The organism is Streptomyces yongxingensis, from assembly GCF_055597465.1.
The window spans coordinates 5,944,276-5,962,925 of record NZ_CM145717.1 but is presented as its reverse complement, the minus strand read 5'-3'; the positions used below and the strand labels follow the sequence as shown (position 1 = coordinate 5,962,925).

The 18,650-nt window shown below is 71.1% G+C and carries 17 protein-coding genes, 1 tRNA gene and 1 other RNA gene; 6 read left to right on the top strand and 13 right to left on the bottom strand.

The window, feature by feature from the left end:
- The first annotated feature begins 87 nt into the window (after positions 1 to 87).
- From ACZ6TD_RS25725 to ACZ6TD_RS25715, 3 genes are read left to right on the top strand one after another with little or no spacing between them, the layout of a single operon-like run.
- Entirely contained in the window at positions 88 to 831 is a 744-nt protein-coding gene (locus ACZ6TD_RS25725) for a hypothetical protein (protein WP_471341968.1), read from the top strand.
- The gene (locus ACZ6TD_RS25720) at positions 828 to 1,439 is read left to right on the top strand and encodes a TerD family protein (protein ID WP_471341966.1); all 612 of its coding nucleotides are present in this window, start codon (positions 828 to 830) and stop codon (positions 1,437 to 1,439) included. The genes ACZ6TD_RS25725 and ACZ6TD_RS25720 overlap by 4 nt, the downstream gene beginning before the upstream one ends.
- Before the next feature lie 58 nt (positions 1,440 to 1,497).
- Positions 1,498 to 1,923, top strand: a complete 426-nt coding sequence (locus tag ACZ6TD_RS25715; RefSeq protein WP_471341965.1) for a DnaJ family domain-containing protein — start codon at positions 1,498 to 1,500, stop codon at positions 1,921 to 1,923.
- 66 nt (positions 1,924 to 1,989) lie between these two features.
- On the opposite strand, the gene ACZ6TD_RS25710 is transcribed toward ACZ6TD_RS25715, so the two are convergent.
- Together ACZ6TD_RS25710 and ACZ6TD_RS25705 are read right to left on the bottom strand one after the other, a co-directional pair.
- A complete protein-coding gene (locus ACZ6TD_RS25710) occupies positions 1,990 to 2,376 on the bottom strand; it encodes a VOC family protein (RefSeq protein WP_044573040.1) in 387 nt (128 codons plus the stop codon).
- Positions 2,377 to 2,583: 207 nt separating this feature from the next.
- Positions 2,584 to 3,354 (bottom strand): VOC family protein, encoded by a 771-nt coding sequence (locus tag ACZ6TD_RS25705; protein WP_471341964.1) that lies wholly within the window; start codon positions 3,352 to 3,354, stop codon positions 2,584 to 2,586.
- Between the two features lie 299 nt (positions 3,355 to 3,653).
- On the opposite strand from ACZ6TD_RS25705, the gene ACZ6TD_RS25700 reads away from it, so the two are divergent.
- Positions 3,654 to 4,931 carry a cytochrome P450 gene (locus ACZ6TD_RS25700; protein ID WP_471358028.1) on the top strand — a complete coding sequence of 426 codons (1,278 nt, stop codon included), beginning with the start codon at positions 3,654 to 3,656 and terminating at the stop codon, positions 4,929 to 4,931.
- 130 nt (positions 4,932 to 5,061) lie between these two features.
- Here the strand turns inward: ACZ6TD_RS25700 and ACZ6TD_RS25695 are convergent, their stop codons facing one another.
- Complete coding sequence (locus tag ACZ6TD_RS25695; protein WP_385201112.1) at positions 5,062 to 5,436, bottom strand: nuclear transport factor 2 family protein; 375 nt, start codon at positions 5,434 to 5,436, stop codon at positions 5,062 to 5,064.
- Between the two features lie 98 nt (positions 5,437 to 5,534).
- Here ACZ6TD_RS25695 and ACZ6TD_RS25690 point away from each other — a divergent pair, with 98 nt between their 5' ends.
- Complete coding sequence (locus ACZ6TD_RS25690) at positions 5,535 to 7,391, top strand: S9 family peptidase (RefSeq protein ID WP_471341963.1); 1,857 nt, start codon at positions 5,535 to 5,537, stop codon at positions 7,389 to 7,391.
- Here ACZ6TD_RS25690 and ACZ6TD_RS25685 read toward each other — a convergent pair.
- From ACZ6TD_RS25685 to ffs, 10 genes are all read right to left on the bottom strand, one after another.
- On the bottom strand, positions 7,297 to 8,211 hold the full coding sequence (locus ACZ6TD_RS25685; RefSeq protein WP_471341961.1) for an SURF1 family protein: 915 nt from the start codon (positions 8,209 to 8,211) through the stop codon (positions 7,297 to 7,299). The genes ACZ6TD_RS25690 and ACZ6TD_RS25685 overlap by 95 nt on opposite strands.
- Positions 8,212 to 8,416: 205 nt before the next feature.
- On the bottom strand, positions 8,417 to 9,862 hold the full coding sequence (locus ACZ6TD_RS25680) for a hypothetical protein (RefSeq protein ID WP_471341960.1): 1,446 nt from the start codon (positions 9,860 to 9,862) through the stop codon (positions 8,417 to 8,419).
- The gene (locus tag ACZ6TD_RS25675) at positions 9,859 to 10,434 is read right to left on the bottom strand and encodes a SigE family RNA polymerase sigma factor (RefSeq protein WP_030829843.1); all 576 of its coding nucleotides are present in this window, start codon (positions 10,432 to 10,434) and stop codon (positions 9,859 to 9,861) included. Before ACZ6TD_RS25675 ends, ACZ6TD_RS25680 begins: the two co-directional genes overlap by 4 nt.
- Before the next feature lie 438 nt (positions 10,435 to 10,872).
- A complete protein-coding gene (locus ACZ6TD_RS25670; protein ID WP_471341959.1) occupies positions 10,873 to 11,964 on the bottom strand; it encodes an aspartate-semialdehyde dehydrogenase in 1,092 nt (363 codons plus the stop codon).
- Positions 11,961 to 13,241: an aspartate kinase gene (locus tag ACZ6TD_RS25665; protein ID WP_137978606.1), complete on the bottom strand. Its 1,281-nt coding sequence runs from the start codon at positions 13,239 to 13,241 to the stop codon at positions 11,961 to 11,963. The genes ACZ6TD_RS25670 and ACZ6TD_RS25665 overlap by 4 nt, the downstream gene beginning before the upstream one ends.
- Positions 13,242 to 13,550: 309 nt before the next feature.
- Positions 13,551 to 14,216: a DUF5063 domain-containing protein gene (locus ACZ6TD_RS25660; RefSeq protein WP_471341957.1), complete on the bottom strand. Its 666-nt coding sequence runs from the start codon at positions 14,214 to 14,216 to the stop codon at positions 13,551 to 13,553.
- On the bottom strand, positions 14,209 to 14,808 hold the full coding sequence (recR, locus tag ACZ6TD_RS25655) for a recombination mediator RecR (RefSeq protein WP_020870189.1): 600 nt from the start codon (positions 14,806 to 14,808) through the stop codon (positions 14,209 to 14,211). The genes ACZ6TD_RS25660 and recR overlap by 8 nt, the downstream gene beginning before the upstream one ends.
- Before the next feature lie 208 nt (positions 14,809 to 15,016).
- Positions 15,017 to 15,352: a YbaB/EbfC family nucleoid-associated protein gene (locus tag ACZ6TD_RS25650; protein ID WP_137978608.1), complete on the bottom strand. Its 336-nt coding sequence runs from the start codon at positions 15,350 to 15,352 to the stop codon at positions 15,017 to 15,019.
- Between the two features lie 129 nt (positions 15,353 to 15,481).
- A complete protein-coding gene (locus ACZ6TD_RS25645) occupies positions 15,482 to 18,163 on the bottom strand; it encodes a DNA polymerase III subunit gamma and tau (protein ID WP_471341956.1) in 2,682 nt (893 codons plus the stop codon).
- Positions 18,164 to 18,238: 75 nt separating this feature from the next.
- An RNA gene (gene ffs / locus ACZ6TD_RS25640) (signal recognition particle sRNA small type) lies at positions 18,239 to 18,335 on the bottom strand.
- A gap of 73 nt (positions 18,336 to 18,408) precedes the next feature.
- Here ffs and ACZ6TD_RS25635 point away from each other — a divergent pair.
- Positions 18,409 to 18,493: transfer RNA gene (locus ACZ6TD_RS25635), tRNA-Ser, on the top strand.
- Positions 18,494 to 18,650 lie beyond the last annotated feature (157 nt).

Genomic DNA, 18,650 nt, shown 5'->3' with positions numbered 1-18,650 from the left:
CGCCCTCCCCGCGGCCGCCGGGCCCGGCCTTTCCCCTGAGGCAGGCCCGGCGGCCGGTTCATTCCTACTCATCGAGGAAGCGCGGACATGACCGCCCCACCCGGCTTACAGGCCGAGGACAGGCCCGACTTCGAGCGGGCGCTGCACCAGGCGTTGCGTACGGCGGAGATCCGTGAGGCCCTGCGGCGCAACGGGGCCACCGGGGACGCGGACATCCAACGGCTGCGCGCCCAGGCGCTCGTGGCGAGCGAGCTGATCGCGACGGCCGCCGCGCCCGAATACGCCGCGTACCTCCGGCAACGCGCCGCCGCGGCGACGACCGCGCCCGCCGCACCCGCCGCATCTGCCCCATCCGGCTCACCCACCGCCTCGGCAGGCGTCGGTGGACTGCTGCCGGTGCTCGCCGTCCTCGCACCGGCTCTGGCCGGCGCGTCGACCGCGGCCTTTCTGCTCCTCGGCGGGCTGCTGGGGCTCCTCGACTCCCAACGCGAATTGGCCGACGCACTGTTGACCGCCGGGCAGACCAGCGCGACGATCGCGGCGTTCACTCTGGTGGTGGGGGTGGCCTGCCTGCTCGTCACCGCCGTACGCCACCGAACCTCGGCCCCCGACCAGCGCTCGCGTCCTCATGGGCACCCCCGCCCCCACCCGCATCCACCCACGCACCCGCCCCACGTCAGGCGCCGGGATGACGCGGCCGTGGCCACGGCCCGCGACGCCTGGCTGAGGGCCCTTCTTCACCGCGGCATCCTGCCGTTCCTGCGCGACCGGCTGGAGAGGTCGCACAGCCCGTCCCGGACGAGTCAGAAGAGCGAGAGAGGAACCACATGACGGTAAACCTGGCCAAGGGCCAGCGGATCAGCCTGAGCAAGTCCGACGGGGGTGAACTCACCGCGGTACGCATGGGCCTGGGCTGGCAGGCCGCGCCGCGGAAGGGGTTCCTCGCCCGGCTGACCGCCAAGGAGATCGACCTGGACGCCTCGGCCGTGCTCTTCGCGGGGCGGGAAGCCGTGGACGTCGTGTTCTTCCAACATCTGACGAGCGACGACGGATCCGTGCGGCATACGGGCGACAACCTCGTCGGTGGCGCCGGTCAGGGCGGGGACGACGAATCGATCCTGATCGATCTGCAGCGTGTTCCGGCCCATGTCGATCAGATCCTGTTCACGGTGAACTCCTTCTCCGGACAGACCTTCGCCGAGGTGCAGAACGCCTTCTGCCGTCTGGTCGACGAAACCAACGGCCAGGAGCTGGCCCGCTACACCCTGAGCGGCGGCGGGCCCTACACGGCCCAGATCATGGCCAAGGTTCACCGCGCGGGTGAGGGCGGAGTGGGCGGAGGCGGAGCGGGCGGGGCCTGGCAGATGTCGGCGATCGGCGCGCCCGCAACCGGGCGGACATTCCAGGATCTGCTGCCGGTCCTCGTCTCCCACCTCTGACCCCCCGTTCCCCTACGGCCTGTGGCGCGTTTCGCGCCGCCCGAGGGAGAATCTGAGGGTGACCGAGCGAAAGCCACCGGGCATCAGTTTCGAAACGTGGGCCGACCGACAGATCCGTGAGGCAGAGGAACGCGGCGCGTTCGCCAACCTCCAGGGGAAGGGAAAGCCCCTCCCCCATCTCGACAAGCCCTACGACGATCTGTGGTGGGTCAAGGAGAAGATGGCCCGCGAGAATTTGTCGTTTCTGCCGCCGACACTCGTACTGCGCAAAGAGGCGGAAGACGCGCTCGCCGCCGTGGAGAAGGCGCCGTCGGAGCGGATGGTGCGGGAGATCCTCTCGGAGGTCAATGACAAGATCCGTGAGGCGATCCGCCGGCCCCCGCCCGGCCCGCCGCTCAATCTCGCGCCATTCGACATCGACGAGGCCGTACGGACGTGGCGGGAGCGCCGGAACCGCGAGCAAGAGGGGCGGGAAGCGGACTGAGCGGGTGGGCCGCGGCGTACGGCGCCCCGGCCCACCCGTAGTCCAGAGCCTCAGGCCCTCCCCGGACTACTCCTCGTTGCCGTACGGGCGAGTGATGATCTCCATGCCATGACCGGCCGGGTCCATGAAGTACAGCCCGCGCCCGCCGTGATGGTGGTTGATCTCGCCCGGCTGCTTCAGATGGGGATCGGCGTAGTATGTGACCCCCTGCTCCCGGATTCGCCCGAAAGCCGCGTCGAACTCCTCGTCCGAGATGAGGAACGCGTAATGCTGCATGACGATCGACTCGCCGGGAATGGTGGCGAAGTCCAGGGTGACACCGTTACTGGTCTCCACCGGAACGAACGGGCCCCATTCTTCTCCGACCTCGAGGCCAAGAATATTCGCCAGGAATTCGGCGGATTCGTGGTTGTCCAGAGAATGGACGATCGTGTGATTCAACTCGACAGACACTGTGGAATGCCTCCGTAAGGCAATCTCACGGGCACCTCCATGCCTCACCCAGCCGGTGACCGACACGCGATGCCGTACTCCCGATCGTAGGCGCCGCCGCCTACAGCCGTCGAGGGCCCCTGCCCCTCCTCCCCAGGCCCCCAGGCCCCGGCCCCAGTCCCAAGCCCAGCCCCAGCTCCGGCCCCGGCCCCGGCCCCGGCCCCGGCCTCAACCGGCAGGATCCCCGTCCGCGGGACCTTTCCGCACGGCCGCCACGCTGAAGATCCCGCCCTCCGGGTCGTGCAGCGCCGCGATGCGCCCATAGGGCGTGTCGGCCGGTGGGGTGAGGACGCCGCCGCCCAGTTCCGCGGCGCGTTCGGCGACCTCGTCGACGTCCTTCACGCAGAAATAGACCCGCCAGCGCGGCCGGACGTTCGGGTCCGGGGCGGCCTCGATGGCGCCACCGCGCAGCCCCGCGACGGCCTTACCGTCGATATGGAGGACCACCCGGTCGTGCTCGAAGCGAACGTCGCAGCGCTCCCGCCCCTGGGCGTCCCAGCCAAAGACCTGACCGTAGAAGAGCGCCGCCTCGAAGGCGTCACGGGTGCGCAGCTCCAGCCATACGGGCGCGCCCGGTCTGCGCTCGCCCCACCAGGCGGAGGTCAGATCGCCCTCCCAGATGCCGAAGTTGGCCCCGTCCGGGTCGGCCGCCCAGGCCACCCGGCCACTGCCGAACTCCAGCGGCCCGACCGCGACCGTGCCACCGCGCTCCTGGACGCGTGAGGCCACCTCGTCCGCGCTGTCCGCCGCGAAGTACGTGGTCCAGGTGACCGGCAGGCTCACCCCCGCCGACGGGGACGAGGCGCCGATGCCGACGGTCGGTACGCCGCCCTCGGTGTACGCGATGGTGTAACGGCCGTGCCCCTGCCGGGTGGGGCGGAAGCCCCAGCCGAAGAGCTCTCCGTAGAAGTGGTGCGCGCGGTCCAGATCCGCTGCCATGAGACTCACCCAGCAGGGCGCGCCCTGGACAGCACGGAACCTCTCCCGCAAGGCCGCTCACCTCACTCGTATCTCTGCGGACGCCACAGACGTCCCGCAGGCAGCCGTCATCGCTCGCGCTTCATGCCCGATATGTACACCTTCCTCTGATTTCGCGACCCGCGCCACCTTGGCGCCCATCGGCGTGCCCTCCGGAGTGCCCGCGCGAGGAGGGAGCACACGCCGTTGTGGCGCATCACACCGGGGCGCGTCCGGCATCGGGGCACGGTCGCGCGGGCATGGCAGGGCAGTATTGCGCCATGTCGAATCTCCGCTCAAACATCGTCGCCTGGCTGGGCCGCAAGTACTTTTCGAGAATTCAGAAGAACGGCTTCGACCTGTCCAAGATGTCGTTCCTCCCGGACGCCACACTGGCACCACTGAGGCGCGACGGCCTCGACCCCATTGCCGATCTGTCCCGAACCAGGGCAAAGGAGCCCATTAGCAAGATTTGGCTGCCTTTCGGGATCAATGCCTGGCTTGTCACCGGATATGACGAGACCAAGGCGGTGCTCGGAAAGGCGAAGGGCTTCAGCTCCGATTTCACCAACCTCGCGGAACGGAACATCGGCGTCGCCCCGCAGCAGAATCCGGGAGGTCTCGGTTTCAGCGATCCACCGACGCATACGAGACTGCGACGCCTGCTGACGCCCGAATTCACCATGCGGCGGCTCAGCAGGCTCACCCCGCGCATCCACTCCATCGTGGAGGAGCGCCTCGACGAGATGGCCGCGGCCAAGGGCCCGGTGGACCTCGTGGAGGCGTTCGCGCTTCCCATTCCCGCGCTGGTCATCTGCGAGCTGCTCGGTGTGCCGTACGAGGACCGCGATGACTTCCAGCGCCACAGCACGGCGCGGTTCGACCTCTTCGGCGGGGCGAACGCCTCCTTCGGCGCGATGTCGGACTCCCTCTCCTATCTGCACGGGATCGTACGGAAGCAGCGTGAGACGCCCGGCGACGGGCTGCTCGGCATGCTGGTGAAGGAGCACGGCGACGAGCTCGATGACCAGGAGCTGGCCGGGCTCGCCGACGGGGTGCTGACCGGCGGCCTGGAGACGACCGCGAGCATGCTGGCGCTCGGCACGCTGGTGCTGCTCCAGGCCCCCGAGCACTTCGCCGCGATACGTGATCAGGACGATGTCGTGGACCCGTTCGTGGAGGAGCTGCTGCGCTACCTCACGGTGGTGCAGGTGGCCTTCCCGCGGTTCGCCCGCGAGGACATGGAGATCGCGGGCACCCGCATATCCGCCGGTGATCTGGTGCTGTGCTCACTGAGCGGGGCCAACCGGGACGAGAAGCTGGGCCCGGACATGGAGCGGGTCGATCCGCACCGGCAGGCCCCCTCTCACCTGGCCTTCGGGCACGGCATCCACCGCTGCATCGGCGCCGAGCTGGCCAAAATGGAACTCCGGGCCGCCTACCCCGCGCTCATACGGCGGTTCCCGGAGATGCGGCTCGCCGTACCGGCGGAGAAGCTCTCGTTCCGGAAGCTCTCCATCGTCTACGGCGTGGAGGAGCTGCCGGTGCTGCTGAAGTAGCCGGGACCGGGGAAGGGACGGGGGGAACGGGAGGGGGAGGGGGCCGGAGGGGCGGGCACCGGAGGGGCAGGGGCCGGAGGGGCGGGAGGGTATCGGTATCGGATATCGACATCCGATACCGGGAGGGAATTCAGAAGCGCTCGACCAAGTGCTCGCGCTCACGCGGCGGCTCGTACGACGCCGGCCAGAAGTCGGTGATGGTCTGGATCCGACCGTCCGCCGAGGCGGTGAAGAAGCTGATCGCCTGCGTCTCCTCCTCGTCCACGCTGAAACTCACCCAGGAGACCGCCTGATCGCCGTCGGTGATGACGCGCTCGACCTCCAGGCTCCACTCGCCCACGTGCTCCGCGTTGAAGCGGACCACGCCGTCCCGGCCGAGCACCCGCTCGCGGGTCTGCGGCAGCTCGTAGCGGACGTCGTCGGCGAGGGTGGCACCGAACGCCCGCCAGTCCCTGGCCTGCGCCGTTGCCCAGTACGTCTCCACCGTCGCGCCTATGTCGGCCATCAGCTCCCCCTCGGTGTGCGGCCTGGCGTCCATCCCGTCGGGAACGTTATCCACAGGCGCGGGGCGACGCCAGCGCGCATGTCGGGGTGCGGCGCAGAATGGTGGGCATGACTGAGAGCACGGAGTCCATGCCGGACTGGGAAAAGCGCTTCCGGGCGCCGCGAGTGGGGCTGCCCGACTGGGCGGAAGACGCCCCGGACCACTCGCTGTTCGTCTCGAACGCCACGGGTACGTACGAGCTGTACGCATGGGACCGGGCCACCGGTGCCCAGCGGCAGGTCACGGACCGGCCGAACGGGACGACCGACGGGGTGCTGTCGCCGGACGGCCGGTGGATCTGGTGGTTCTCGGACACCGACGGCGATGAGTTCGGGGTGTGGCTGCGCCAGCCGTTCAGCGGCGGCGAGGCGGACGAGCGCCCGGCCGACGAGCCCGCGACCCCGGGTCTGGCCCCCTCCTACCCCGCGGGGCTCGCGCTGGGCCGCGACGGCACGGCGGTCGTCGGGCGGTCCACCGACGAGGACGGCTCGACCATCCATGTGGTGCGGCCGGGCGGCGAGTCCGAGGAGATCTACCGGCACCGCGAGTCCGCCGGAGTGGGCGATCTCTCCCATGACGGGACGCTGATCGCGATCGAGCACACCGAGCACGGCGACGCGATGCACTCGGCGATCCGGGTCCTGCGGCCGGACGGGACGGCCGTCGCGGAGCTGGACGACACCAAGGGCGGCACCGAGGAACTGGGCCTGTCCGTGATGGGCTTCGCGCCCGTGGAGGGGGACACCCGGCTGCTGGTCGGCCATCAGCGGCGCGGCCGGTGGGAGCCCATGGTGTGGGATCCGACGACCGGTGTGGAGACGGCGCTGGCGATCGACCTGCCCGGTGACGTGGGGGCGGACTGGTTCCCGGACGGATCGGCGCTGCTGGTCGAGCACAGCCATCAGGCGCGCAGCGAGCTGTGGCGGTACGACCTCGCCTCCGGCGAGCTGACCCGCCTGGAGACCCCGCCCGGCACGATCTCGGGCGCCACGGCGCGGCCGGACGGCACGGTGGAGTTCCTGTGGTCGTCGGCCGAGAAGCCGCCCCAGGTGCGGTCGACGAGCGGGCGGACGGTGCTGGACCCGCCCGGTTTCACGGCCCCGGAGTCGGTGCCGGTCACGGACGTCTGGGTGGACGGCCCCGGCGGGCGGGTGCACGCGCTGGTGCAGAAGCCCGCGGGCGAGGGCCCCTTCCCGACGGTCTTCGACATCCACGGCGGGCCGACCTGGCATGACAGCGACGCCTTCGCGGCGGGCCCCGCGGCCTGGGTGGACCACGGCTTCGCCGTGGTGCGGGTCAACTACCGCGGCTCCACCGGCTATGGGCGGGCGTGGACGGACGCGCTCAAGCACCGGGTCGGGCTGATCGAGCTGGAGGACATCGCGGCCGTGCGGGAGTGGGCAGTGGCCTCCGGGCTCGCCGACCCCGAGCGGCTGGTGCTGGCCGGCGGCTCCTGGGGCGGCTATCTCACGCTGCTGGGGCTCGGGACCCAGCCGGGTTCCTGGGCGCTGGGGCTGGCCGCGGTCCCGGTCGCGGACTATGTGACGGCCTACCACGACGAGATGGAGGCCCTGAAGGCGATGGACCGCACCCTGCTGGGCGGCACCCCGGAGGAGGTGCCGGAGCGGTTCGAGGCGTCGTCCCCGCTGACCTATGTGGAGAAGGTGCGGGCGCCGGTCTACATCTCGGCGGGGGTGAACGACCCGCGCTGCCCCATACGGCAGATCGACAACTATGTGGAGCGGCTCGAGCGGCGCGGCACCCCGCATGAGGTCTACCGCTATGACGCGGGGCACGGCTCGCTGGTCGTCGAGGAGCGGATCAAGCAGTTGCGCTTGGAGATCGAGTTCGCTCGGCGTCATCTGGGGCCGGGCCCGCACCCGGCGCCGTCGGAGCCGTCGGCTCGGGCGGCGTGATGCCGAGGGCCAGATCTCGGGCCGTCTCCGCCTCGCGGCGGAACAGCCGGAACCACATGAAGACCACGAAACCGGCGAAGACGAACCACTCACCGGTGTAGCCCAGGTTCTGGAACGCCTTGATGTCGAGCCCGGTGCCCTCCGCCACCGTGGGGGGCACCGGCTTCAGGGCCCCGGGAGCCTCGGCGGAGGTGACCCAGGCGTCGTACACCTGGTACGGCACCAGGTTGACCAGGGAGGCGGCGCTGATCATGCCCAGCTGACCGCGGGGGAGGCCACCGCTCGCGCTCACTCCGTCGCCGCCCTGGTGCTCGGACGCCTGTAGCGCACCGGTGACGGTCACCTCGCCAGAGGGGGGCGCGGGCACCTTGGCGGTGGCCGCTGGATCGTCGGCGTCACCGGGGAGCCAGCCGCGGACGACGGGCAGCGCCTTGGCGCTGTCTTCGGCCGCGTCCTTGCCCTCACCCCTGCCCTTGTCCCCGCCCTTGTTCACATCCACGCGCAGCAGAGTCAGCACATAGAAGCCGTCGCGGCCGTCCAGCCGCCGGTCGGGCACGAGGAGTTGATGTGCGGTGTCGTATCGGCCGGTGGCGGTCGCCCGCTCCCCGGAGGTCTTCGCGGTGACCGGCAGCAGATCGCCCAGCGGCCGGGCCGCGGCCTTCCGCTCGGCGGACGCCTCGTCCTGCTGCTGGTTGTGCGTGTTGACACGCGTCTCGAAGCGGCTGAGCTGCCAACTGCCCATGAAGAGGCAGACCGGGATCGCCAGCAGGGTGAACACGTTGATCGTCCACCAGCGGGGGGTCAGCAGAAACCGATACACACCCCCACGGTACGGGCTTCGCGTCGCGGCCCCGGCGGCGGGGCCGCCCCACAGAGCCCCGTGCCGCGGCCCCAGGACCCCGCCGGGGCGCGCCCGGACGGCCGCGGGACCTCCCGGGCTCGGGGCCCCGGGAGGCGCTCCGGGAGGCCGCTGCTCCGCGGCTCCGGGAGGACGCCGGCGGGCTTGGGAGGGAGAGCGGCGGGCTCTAGGACGCCAGCAGACCGGTGCGGTAGATCGTTCCGGCGCAGGCGCCGCCGATCGTCACGCTCGCCGCGGCCGGGTCGCCCGCCTCCGGCGTATGGCTGACCAGGACGCTCGCGTCCTGCGGCTCACCGCCACCGCCACCGCCCGGGGTGCCGCCCGGATCGCTCGTGCTGGGGTCGTCCTGCGGTCCGTCCTGGGCCGTGTCCGTGGACGGGTCGGGGGTCGGGGTGCCGGTGGTGGAGCAGCCGCTGGTGCCGCCGCCCGACGCCGGGATCCAGGCGAACTTCACCTCGTACGCCTGGCCGGGCTTGAGGATGAGCGTGCCCGGCTGGGTGGAGGGGTCGGGCAGTCCCGCCGCCGCGTCCCCCGCCGTGTGGTCCACGACCAGGATCCGCGAGGCGTCCGCGCCGCCCTGGGCGCTCGCGCCCACCGAGCCGCTGCCCTCGACCGTGCAGGCCCGGTCCGAGATGTTCACGACGCGGAACGAGCCGTAGACCCGCCCCTCGGCGTCGGCCGCTCCGACCGATCCGGCGCCACCGCTGGTGAGCTGGGTGCGGCTGCAGGTGGGGGAGGTGGCGTTCAGCGTGTTGGTGGGGTCGGGGACCGTACCGCCGGAGCCGCCCTCCTCGCCCTTCGGCGGCTTGTCCTTCTCCTTGTCCTTGCCCTTGTCGCCCTTGTGCTCCTCGACCGTGTCGGAGGGCCCGTCGGCGTCCTTGCCGCCGCTGCCCTCGCCGTGCGGGCCGCCGCTGGCCTCAGGGGTGCGGTGGCTGCTGGCGGCGTTGGCCGGGCGGTCGTTCGAGCTGTCGTCGGTGGTCGCGACGTGCACCAGCGCCGGTACGGCCGCACAGCCGAGCACCACCGCCGCCACGGCCCCGACCAGGGCCTGTCGCCGCCGCGCACGGCGGGCGGGCACGGCGCGCCGCAGATGGTCGAGGGAGTCGGAGGACGGCTCGAGCTCGTCGACGGCGCGGTGCAGCAGCCGCCGCAGTGCCTCCTCGTCCTCACCGCCGGGCTCGTCGTCATCGAGCTGAATGCGGAGGGGCGCCCCCCGCCCCGGCTCGGACCCGGCGGACTTCCTGCCCCCCGTGGCCTCGGCCGACCCGGTGTGCTCCTCCACGGACCCGGTGTGCTCCTCGGCGCCCGCGGACTCACGGGTCTCCGCAGACTCACGGGCCCCCGCGGACTCACGGGTTTCCGCGGACTCACGGGTCTCCGCAGACCCACGGGTCTCCGCGGACCCGGCGGACTCACGGGCCTCCGGGGAGTCCACAGACCCGGCGGACTCCCCGTCCGCCGTGGGCTCCGCGGCCTCCGCAGACTCCGTCGCCTCCACCGGCTCCCTGGGCCCCGTGGTCTCCGTGGTCTCTCCCGGCTCCCTGGATTCCGGCTCGGGGCCGTGCCGCCGGCCGGGATCCTCCGGGTCCGGCGTAGATGTGATCTGGTTCATGCCGGAGCCTCCATGGCGACGCGGAGCGCCGCGATGCCGCGCGAGCCGTACGCCTTGACCGAGCCGAGCGATATGCCCAGCGTCTCGGCCACCTGGGCCTCGGTCATATCGGCGAAGTAGCGCAGCACGAGAACCTCGCGCTGACGGCGCTGAAGTCCCCTCATCGCCTTGATCAGTTGATCGCGTTCAAGCTGTTCGTACGCCCCTTCCTCGGCACTGGCCATATCGGGCATCGGCTTGGAGAGCAGCTTCAGCCCGAGGATGCGCCGGCGCAGCGCGGAGCGGGAGAGATTGACGACCGTCTGCCGCAGATAGGCGAGGGTCTTCTCGGGATCCCGGACTCTCTTGCGCGCCGAGTGCACACGGATGAACGCTTCCTGCACGACGTCCTCGCAGGACGCGGTGTCGTCGAGAAGGAGCGCGGCGAGACCGAGCAGCGACCGGTAGTGGGCGCGGTAGGTCTCGGTGAGGTGATCGACTGTGGTGCCCGCTGCCATCGCGTCGTCAGTGTCCTCGCGCCCTGTTGTGATGTGCGCGGGGCGGGCCGTCGGCCATGGCGCGATCACCGGCATGCCACCTGGGGCACGCGGGGGGCGTACTGCCGCGCCGCCATGCCCTGGAACCGTTGCGATGCCGAATACCTCTGCCACGCCTGTTGGACACGCCGCCCCCTGTCAGGGTTGTACGCGTGAGGCATCGCTTTTGACGATGCGTTGAATGCCCTCATGCGCACCAACTCTTCCCCAATGCCCCAGTTATCCCAGCGCCCATTGCGGGGCGGCTGGAAAGACGCTCCCCGCCCACTGCCGGTTGCGGCGGGCGGGGAGCGAATACGTCGATCACATCAACGGCCCAGCTCAGCTGGTCCAGGCCAGTGACACGCGCACAGGATATTCACATCTGCTGGACGACGCACTGGTGAAACGTCACTTTAAGACGGTCGCTCACGTTACGGCGCCCCGGCCCCTGCTTAACCCACTGGCGCACGTAACCCAGTGGCGGGCCCTGCGTCACCGCGCGGCGGCCCCGCCCGCCAGCTCGGCCGCCACGACCTCCGCGATCTGCGCGGTGTTCAGCGCCGCGCCCTTGCGCAGATTGTCGCCGCAGACGAACAGCTCCAGCGCCTTCGGGTCGTCCAGCGACCGCCGCACCCGGCCGACCCACGTGGGGTCGGTGCCCACGGCGTCGGCGGGGGTCGGGAACTCGCCCTCCGCCGGGTTGTCGCACAGCACCACCCCGGGGGCGCCCGCCAGGATCTCGTGCGCCGCCTCGACCGTCACCTCGTTCTCGAACCGCGCGTGCACGGCCAGCGAATGCGTGGTGATCACGGGCACCCGTACGCAGGTGGCGGTGACCCTCAGCTCCGGCAGCCCCAGGATCTTGCGGGACTCGTTCCGCACCTTGAGCTCCTCGGAGGACCAGCCGTCCTCCTTGAGGGAGCCGGCGAACGGCACGACATTGAGCGCCATCGGCGCCGGGAACGGCCCGGTGTCGCCCACCGCGCGCCGTACGTCCCCGGGGTGGGTGCCCAGCTCCGTACCGGCGACCAGCGCGATCTGCTCGCGCAGGGCGTCGATGCCGTCCTTGCCCGCACCGGAGACCGCCTGGTACGAGGAGACGATCAGCTCGCTCAGCCCGAATTCGGCGTGCAGCGCGCCCATCGCGACGATCATCGACAGGGTGGTGCAGTTGGGGTTGGCGATGATGCCGCGCGGGCGGACCCGGGCCGCGTGCGCGTTCACCTCCGGCACCACCAGGGGGACATCGGGGTCCATCCGGAAGGCGCCGGAGTTGTCGACGGCCACCGCGCCCTTGCTCGCCGCGATGGGCGCCCACTGCGCCGAGACCTCGTCGGGGACGTCGAACATCGCGACGTCGACACCCTCGAACGCCTCCTCGCTCAGCGCGACGACCTCGACCTGCTCACCGCGGACGGTCAGCTTCCGGCCCGCCGAGCGGGGCGAGGCGATCAGCCGGATCTCGCCCCAGATGTCGGCGCGCTCGGAGAGGATCGAGAGCATGACGGTGCCGACGGCGCCGGTGGCCCCGACAACCGCGAGGGTGGGCTTGTCACCACCGGCGGCACCGCCATGGCCGGTCATCGTCCGGTCCCTCCGTAGACCACCGCTTCGTCGGTCTCGCTGTCCAGGCCGAAGGCGCTGTGCACGGCCACGACCGCGTCCTTCACGTCGTCGGCGCGGGTGACGACCGAGATGCGGATCTCGGAGGTCGAGATCAGCTCGATGTTGACCCCGGCGTTCGACAGCGCCTCGAAGAAGGTCGCGGTGACCCCCGGGTTGGTGCGCATACCGGCACCGATCAGGGAGATCTTGGCGATCTGGTCGTCGTAGCGCAGCGAGTCGAAGCCGATCAGCGACTTCGCCTTGGTCAGCGCCTCCATCGCCCGGTGGCCGTCCGTCTTCGGCAGCGTGAAGGAGATGTCGGTCAGCCCGGTCGACGCGGCGGAGACGTTCTGCACCACCATGTCGATGTTGATCTCGGCGTCGGAGATGGTGCGGAAGATGGCCGCGGCCTCACCCGGCTTGTCCGGCACCCCGACGACCGTGACCTTGGCCTCGGACGTGTCGTGCGCGACACCGGAGATGATCGCCTGCTCCATGCCTTCTTCTCCTTCTCCCGCTTCCGGCCGGTTGCGCACCCAGGTGCCCTGGTGGCCGGAGAAAGACGACCGTACGTGGATGGGGATGGTGTACCGGCGCGCGTACTCCACGCAGCGCAGGTGCAGCACCTTGGAGCCGCTCGCGGCGAGCTCCAGCATGTCCTCGTACGGAATCTCGTTGATCTTGCGAGCCTTCTTCACCACGCGCGGATCGGCGGTGAACACGCCGTCCACGTCGGTGTAGATCTCGCACACCTCGGCGTCCAGGGCCGCGGCCAGCGCGACCGCGGTGGTGTCGGAACCGCCCCGGCCGAGGGTGGTGATGTCCTTGCTCTCCTGGGACACGCCCTGGAAGCCCGCGACGATCGCGACCGCGCCGAGTTCGAGCGCGTCACGGATGCGGCCCGGCGTGACGTCGATGATCCGTGCTTTGTTGTGGACCGCGTCGGTGATGACTCCCGCCTGGCTGCCGGTGAAGGACAGCGCCTCGTGACCGAGGTTTTTGATCGCCATCGCCAGCAAGGCCATGGAGATCCGCTCTCCCGCGGTCAGCAGCATGTCGAACTCGCGCCCAGTAGGAATCGGGGATACCTGCTCGGCGAGATCGATCAGCTCGTCCGTCGTGTCGCCCATCGCGGAGACCACGACGACCACCTGGTGGCCGTTCTTCTTGGCTTCCACGATTCGCTTGGCGACCCGCTTGATGCCTTCGGCATCGGCAACGGAGGAGCCTCCGTACTTCTGCACGACAAGGCCCACGTGCGCTCCTCGCAGCTCTCAATAATGCGGTCGGCTCAGTCTAACGAGCGGCCGGAATATGCCCTCCCAATATCACATAGCGAGACGAATGCCTCGCAAAGTGATCAGGGGAAGACGACAGGCATCACACGGCGCAACGTCCACGCACCCGCGAGATCCCCGCATCCCTCCCACCCGCTCAGCGACGAACCCTGCCCGCTTACCGCGGAAGCACACGGGAACGTAACCCAGCTCACAGGATCGGGCGGCCTGGCGTGCCGCCCGCCTGATCGCCCGGCAGGCTGCTCAACGGGCCGTCTCGAGCGCTCCTCAGCGCGGTCCCGAGTGCAGGCCGAGCGGTGCCGCGATCTCCGCCGCCATGACCCGGCCGGCCTCCTCCGCGAGCTCCTCGTCACCGCCCGCGTTGCTGTCCGTGTCCAGGCCGTCCAGCTCGTCCAGCGGGCTGTCCAGCCGTACGTGCGCGACCAGCGACTGCAGCGCGCGCAGGGCCGCCGAGGCGGTCGTCCCCCAGTTGGAGAGGTACGAGAACTGCCACCACCACAGCGCCTCGCTGATGCGGCCCTCGCGGTAGTGCGCCATCCCGTGCCGCAGATCGGTGATGATCCCGGCCAGGTCGTCGGAGATCCGGCAGGCGACGGGCTGACTGCGCGGCACGTACGGGTCGAAGACCTCCGAGTAGATGTCCACCGGCTCCAGCAACTGGGCGAAACGCTCACGCAGCTCGTCGACGTCCGGCTCCGGGCCGGCATCCGGTTCGTACCGCTCGTCCGGGACGAAGTCCTCGTGCGCGCCGAGCCGGCCGCCCGCGAGGAGCAGCTGCGACAGCTCGAGCAGCAGGAACGGCACAGCGCTGTCCGGCTCGTCCCCCTTGGCGACTTCGGTGACCGCGACGATGAAGCTCTCGATCTGGTCGGAGATCTGGACCGCGAAGTCGTCCGGGTCCGGGTGGGCGTCGTGCAGCGTTGCGTCAGACATCGAGAAGTCTTCTCCCTTCGAAGGCACGACCCAGCGTGACCTCGTCGGCGTACTCCAGGTCTCCACCGACAGGGAGGCCGCTGGCCAGGCGGGTGACCTTCAAACCCATGGGCTTGATCATGCGCGCGAGGTACGTGGCGGTGGCTTCGCCCTCCAGATTCGGATCGGTGGCCAGGATGAGCTCGGTGACCGTACCGTCCGCGAGCCGCGCCAGCAGCTCCCTGATCCGCAGATCGTCCGGGCCCACGCCCTCGATGGGGCTGATCGCCCCGCCGAGCACGTGATAGCGACCCCGGAACTCACGCGTCCGCTCGATCGCGACGACGTCCTTCGGCTCCTCGACCACGCAGATGATCGCGGGGTCGCGACGGGGGTCCTGGCAGACGCGGCACTGCTCGGCCTCGGCGACGTTCCCGCAGACCGCACAGAACCGCACCTTCTCCTTGACCTGCGTCAGCGCTTGCGCGAGACGGCGGACATCGGTGGGCTCGGCCTGGAGGATGTGGAAGGCGATCCGCTGCGCGCTCTTGGGACCGACGCCGGGCAGCCTGCCCAACTCGTCGATGAGGTCCTGGACCACGCCCTCGTACACGCCATCATCCAATCTCGCGCCGACGCGCGGTGGCCGTACTCCACATGAATATTCGGTTGCGCCGCGCCCTCACGGCCGGGGGGCGCCACGCTCTTGCGGCCGGGCCGCCGCGACGACTCCTACCGCCGCCGCGGCTCCTACGATCGGGTCCGGGGAACCCGGGACCCGGGGGCCCCGAAGACTCCCGAGAACCCGGAGAACCCGAAGGTCAGAACGGGAGCCCGGGCATACCGCCCAGCCCCTGGGCGAGCGGGCCGAGCTTCTGCTGCTGGAGCTCCTGCGCGGCGTGGTTGGCGTCACGGACGGCCGCGACGACCAGATCCGCGAGGGTCTCCGTGTCCTCAGGATCCACGGCCTTGGGGTCGATGACCAGGCCCTGCAACTCACCGGAACCGGTCACGGTCGCCTTCACCAGGCCACCGCCCGCGGAACCCTCGACGTGGGTGCGGGCCAGCTCCTCCTGGGCCGCCGCGAGGTCCTGCTGCATCTTCTGAGCCTGCTGCAGCAACTGCTGCATGTTCGGCTGGCCACCACCGGGGATCACGGCTTCGCTCCTGGCGCTCGACAGTCGTTCTCTTCGATAGCCCGAGCCTACGTGCTCCCAGAGCGCCTTGCCCTACGCCGTACGGAGGAGACGCGGCGGCGTGAGAGACGGGTGCGGGGCCCACGCCTCCTACTCGTTGACGATCTCCTCGATCACCGTGGCACCGAGCTCGCGGACGATCAGGTCGTGCCCGCTCAGCGCGGTGTCGTCCAGATCCGGGTCGTCCTCGGCCGGCATGTCGTCCTCGATCGAGACCCGCGGCGGCTCGGGCTCCCGGTACGCCGCCTCGGGGGGCGGACCCGCGTCCGCGGAGCCGGACGGTGCGGAGGACGCGGAGGGCGCGGCCGGGGGCGGGGAGGCGGACGCGGGCCGGGGCGCGGACTGGCGGGGCGGGGCGGACTGGCCACCGCCGCCGAAGCCGGCGCCGGAACCGGGGCCGCTCCCGCCGCCGAAGCCGCCACCGCCGGTGGCACCACCGCCACCGGGACCGGCTCCGCCTCCGCCTCCGCCGTAGCTGCTACTGCCTCCGCCGTAGCCGCCGGGACCGCCCGGTCCACCCTGGCCACCGGCACCACCGGCACCACCGGCGCCACCGAAACCGCCCGGACCACCTGGGCCGCCGCCCTGCTGTCCGGCGCCGCCCGAGGGGTCGACGATCGCCTCGATCCGCCACTGCACCCCTATGGCGTCCTGGAGCGCCTGCCGAAGGACGTCCTCGCTGCCGCCGCCCACGAAGCTGTCGCGCGCGCCCGCGTTGGAGAAGCCGAGCTGGAGGGTGGTGCCGTCGAAGCCGGACACCGTCGCGTTCTGGCTCAGCAGGATCCAGGTGAAGCGGCGGCGGTTCTTGACCGCCTCCAGGATGTCCGGCCACATCTGCCGCACCTGGACGGCGCCCTGCGCCATGCTCGGCGCGCCCGGCGCGGATGCGGAGGGCGCGGGGCCCGCGGCAGGGGCGGAAGGCGCGGACGGGGCGCTCGGGGTGGTCGGCGCGGAGGGCGCCGCGGGCGCCTGCGCGGAGGGGCCGCCGCCCTGCCCCGGCGCGGTGGCCGTGGGCCAGCCGCCGGGCTGCCGAGCGGGCGCCTCGGCGCCCTGTCCACCGCCACCGCCGGAGGCACCGCCCGCACCGGACGCACCGCCGGACGCACCGGAAGCGCCGGAAGAGCCGGAAGCGCCGGAAGCGCCGGAGCCGGGCGCGGAGGCGGTGGGCCAGGCTCCGGGCCGCGATCCGCCGCCCTCGGCGGCCGGGGCCTGGGCACCCGAACCCGACGGCCACGCTCCGGGCCGCTGCCCACCGCCGCCCTCCGAGGGCGCGGCCGGGGCCGGGGCACCGGCCTGCTGTCCACTGTCTACGGCGCCGCCCTGGCCGCTGTCCGCGGCAGGCCGCGCCCCGGCGGGCCACCCACCGGGCGCCTCACCACTCCCCGGCCCCCCCGGACCTCCCGGGGCCTGCCCCTGACCGGGCCCGCCACCGGCCATAGCCGCACGCGCGGCGGCCGGACCGGACGGCCCACCGGCGGGAGGGGCGACGGGAGCGTGAGCGTCGGGCCCCGGTACGTACCCCATGGCGGGCCCGGGGCCCCCAACGCCACCACCGCCGACACCACCACCGGCACCACCACCGCCACCGGCTCCACCGCCCAGGCCGCCCGCGAGGGCCCCGCGCTCCAGCCGCTCCAGCCGGGACTGGACGGACCGCTCATCGTCGAAGGCGGCGGGCAGCAGCACCCGGGCGCAGATCAGCTCCAACTGGAGCCGCGGCGAGGTGGCGCCGCGCATCTCCGTAAGGCCCTCGTTGACCAGGTCCGCCGCGCGGCTCAGCTCGGCGCCGCCGAAGACCGACGCCTGTGCCTGCATCCGCTCCACCACATCGGCCGGGGCGTCGATGAGCCCCTTCTCCGCCGCGTCCGGCACGGCGGCGAGGATCACCAGATCGCGCAGCCGCTCCAGCAGATCGGCGACGAAGCGCCGGGGGTCGTTACCCCCCTCGATCACCCGGTTGACGACCTCGAACGCCGCCGCCCCGTCGCTCGCCGCGAAGGCGTCCACGATCGAGTCCAGCAGCGAGCCGTCCGTATAACCGAGCAGCGAGGTCGCCATGGCGTACGTCACGCCGTCGTCAGCCGCGCCCGCGAGCAGCTGGTCCATCACCGACATCGAATCCCGCACGGACCCGGCCCCGGCCCGCACCACCAGCGGCAGCACCCCGTCCTCGACCGGAATCGCCTCGCGCCCGCAGACCTCTCCCAGATAGTCGCGGAGCGTCCCGGGCGGCACCAGCCGGAACGGATAGTGGTGAGTACGCGACCGGATCGTGCCGATGACCTTCTCCGGCTCGGTGGTCGCGAAGATGAACTTGAGGTGCTCCGGGGGCTCCTCGACCACCTTCAGCAGGGCGTTGAACCCCGCCGAGGTGACCATATGGGCCTCATCGATGATGTAGATCTTGTAGCGACTGGACGCGGGCCCGAAGAACGCCTTCTCCCTCAGCTCACGGGCGTCGTCCACACCACCGTGGGACGCGGCGTCGATCTCGATCACGTCGATCGACCCCGGCCCGTTCCGCGCGAGGTCCTGGCACGACTGGCACTCGCCGCACGGCGTCGGGGTGGGACCCTTCTCACAGTTCAGACAGCGGGCCAGGATGCGCGCACTGGTCGTCTTGCCGCACCCGCGGGGACCGCTGAAGAGATACGCGTGGTTGACCCGGTTGTTGCGCAGCGCCTGCTGCAGCGGGCCGGTGACATGCTCCTGCCCGATGACCTCCGCGAAGGTCTCGGGTCGGTAGCGGCGGTACAGCGCGAGGGACGACACGCTTACGACGATATCGGGGACCACGGACAACGGGCCCACACCCGCGTCCCCACAGCCCTTCACCGCCCCACAGACGCAAGGGGCCCCTCACGCACCCGCCAGAGCCCACTTACCCTTGCTGCCTTCCGGCCCTGGGGGAGTTCGGTGAGATAGCGCCACGTGAGGGGCTGGCCCCCACCCTAGCGGATAGACCGGGGTGCGAACGAGTTCGCAAGCACTCCCGATCGTCTTGTAGAGTCTCCAGCGGAGGATTCGCCTAGAGGCCTAGGGCGCACGCTTGGAAAGCGTGTTGGGGGCAACCCCTCACGAGTTCGAATCTCGTATCCTCCGCACCCGCCTGAACAGGCGAAACGAAGAACCCGGACCGCTGAGCGGTCCGGGTTCTTCGGCATGCCTTGGTCTCAGTTTCGGTCTCATTTATTTCCGTCATTCAAGGCATTTCCCTCACCCGCAGCGGGTCGCCCCGGCGAACCGGGCCCGGCTCCGC

Bases quoted from the DNA above. Each gene is read 5' to 3' on its own strand.
- ACZ6TD_RS25695 (WP_385201112.1), bottom strand. From the start codon at position 5,436: ATGGCCGACATAGGCGCGACGGTGGAGACGTACTGGGCAACGGCGCAG.
- ACZ6TD_RS25670 (WP_471341959.1), bottom strand. From the start codon at position 11,964: ATGACCGGCCATGGCGGTGCCGCCGGTGGTGACAAGCCCACCCTCGCG.
- ACZ6TD_RS25725 (WP_471341968.1), top strand. From the start codon at position 88: ATGACCGCCCCACCCGGCTTACAGGCCGAGGACAGGCCCGACTTCGAG.
- ACZ6TD_RS25660 (WP_471341957.1), bottom strand. From the start codon at position 14,216: ATGTCTGACGCAACGCTGCACGACGCCCACCCGGACCCGGACGACTTC.
- ACZ6TD_RS25700 (WP_471358028.1), top strand. From the start codon at position 3,654: ATGTCGAATCTCCGCTCAAACATCGTCGCCTGGCTGGGCCGCAAGTAC.
- ACZ6TD_RS25675 (WP_030829843.1), bottom strand. From the start codon at position 10,434: ATGCCGGTGATCGCGCCATGGCCGACGGCCCGCCCCGCGCACATCACA.
- ACZ6TD_RS25680 (WP_471341960.1), bottom strand. From the start codon at position 9,862: ATGAACCAGATCACATCTACGCCGGACCCGGAGGATCCCGGCCGGCGG.
- ACZ6TD_RS25720 (WP_471341966.1), top strand. From the start codon at position 828: ATGACGGTAAACCTGGCCAAGGGCCAGCGGATCAGCCTGAGCAAGTCC.
- ACZ6TD_RS25705 (WP_471341964.1), bottom strand. From the start codon at position 3,354: ATGGCAGCGGATCTGGACCGCGCGCACCACTTCTACGGAGAGCTCTTC.
- ACZ6TD_RS25690 (WP_471341963.1), top strand. From the start codon at position 5,535: ATGGTGGGCATGACTGAGAGCACGGAGTCCATGCCGGACTGGGAAAAG.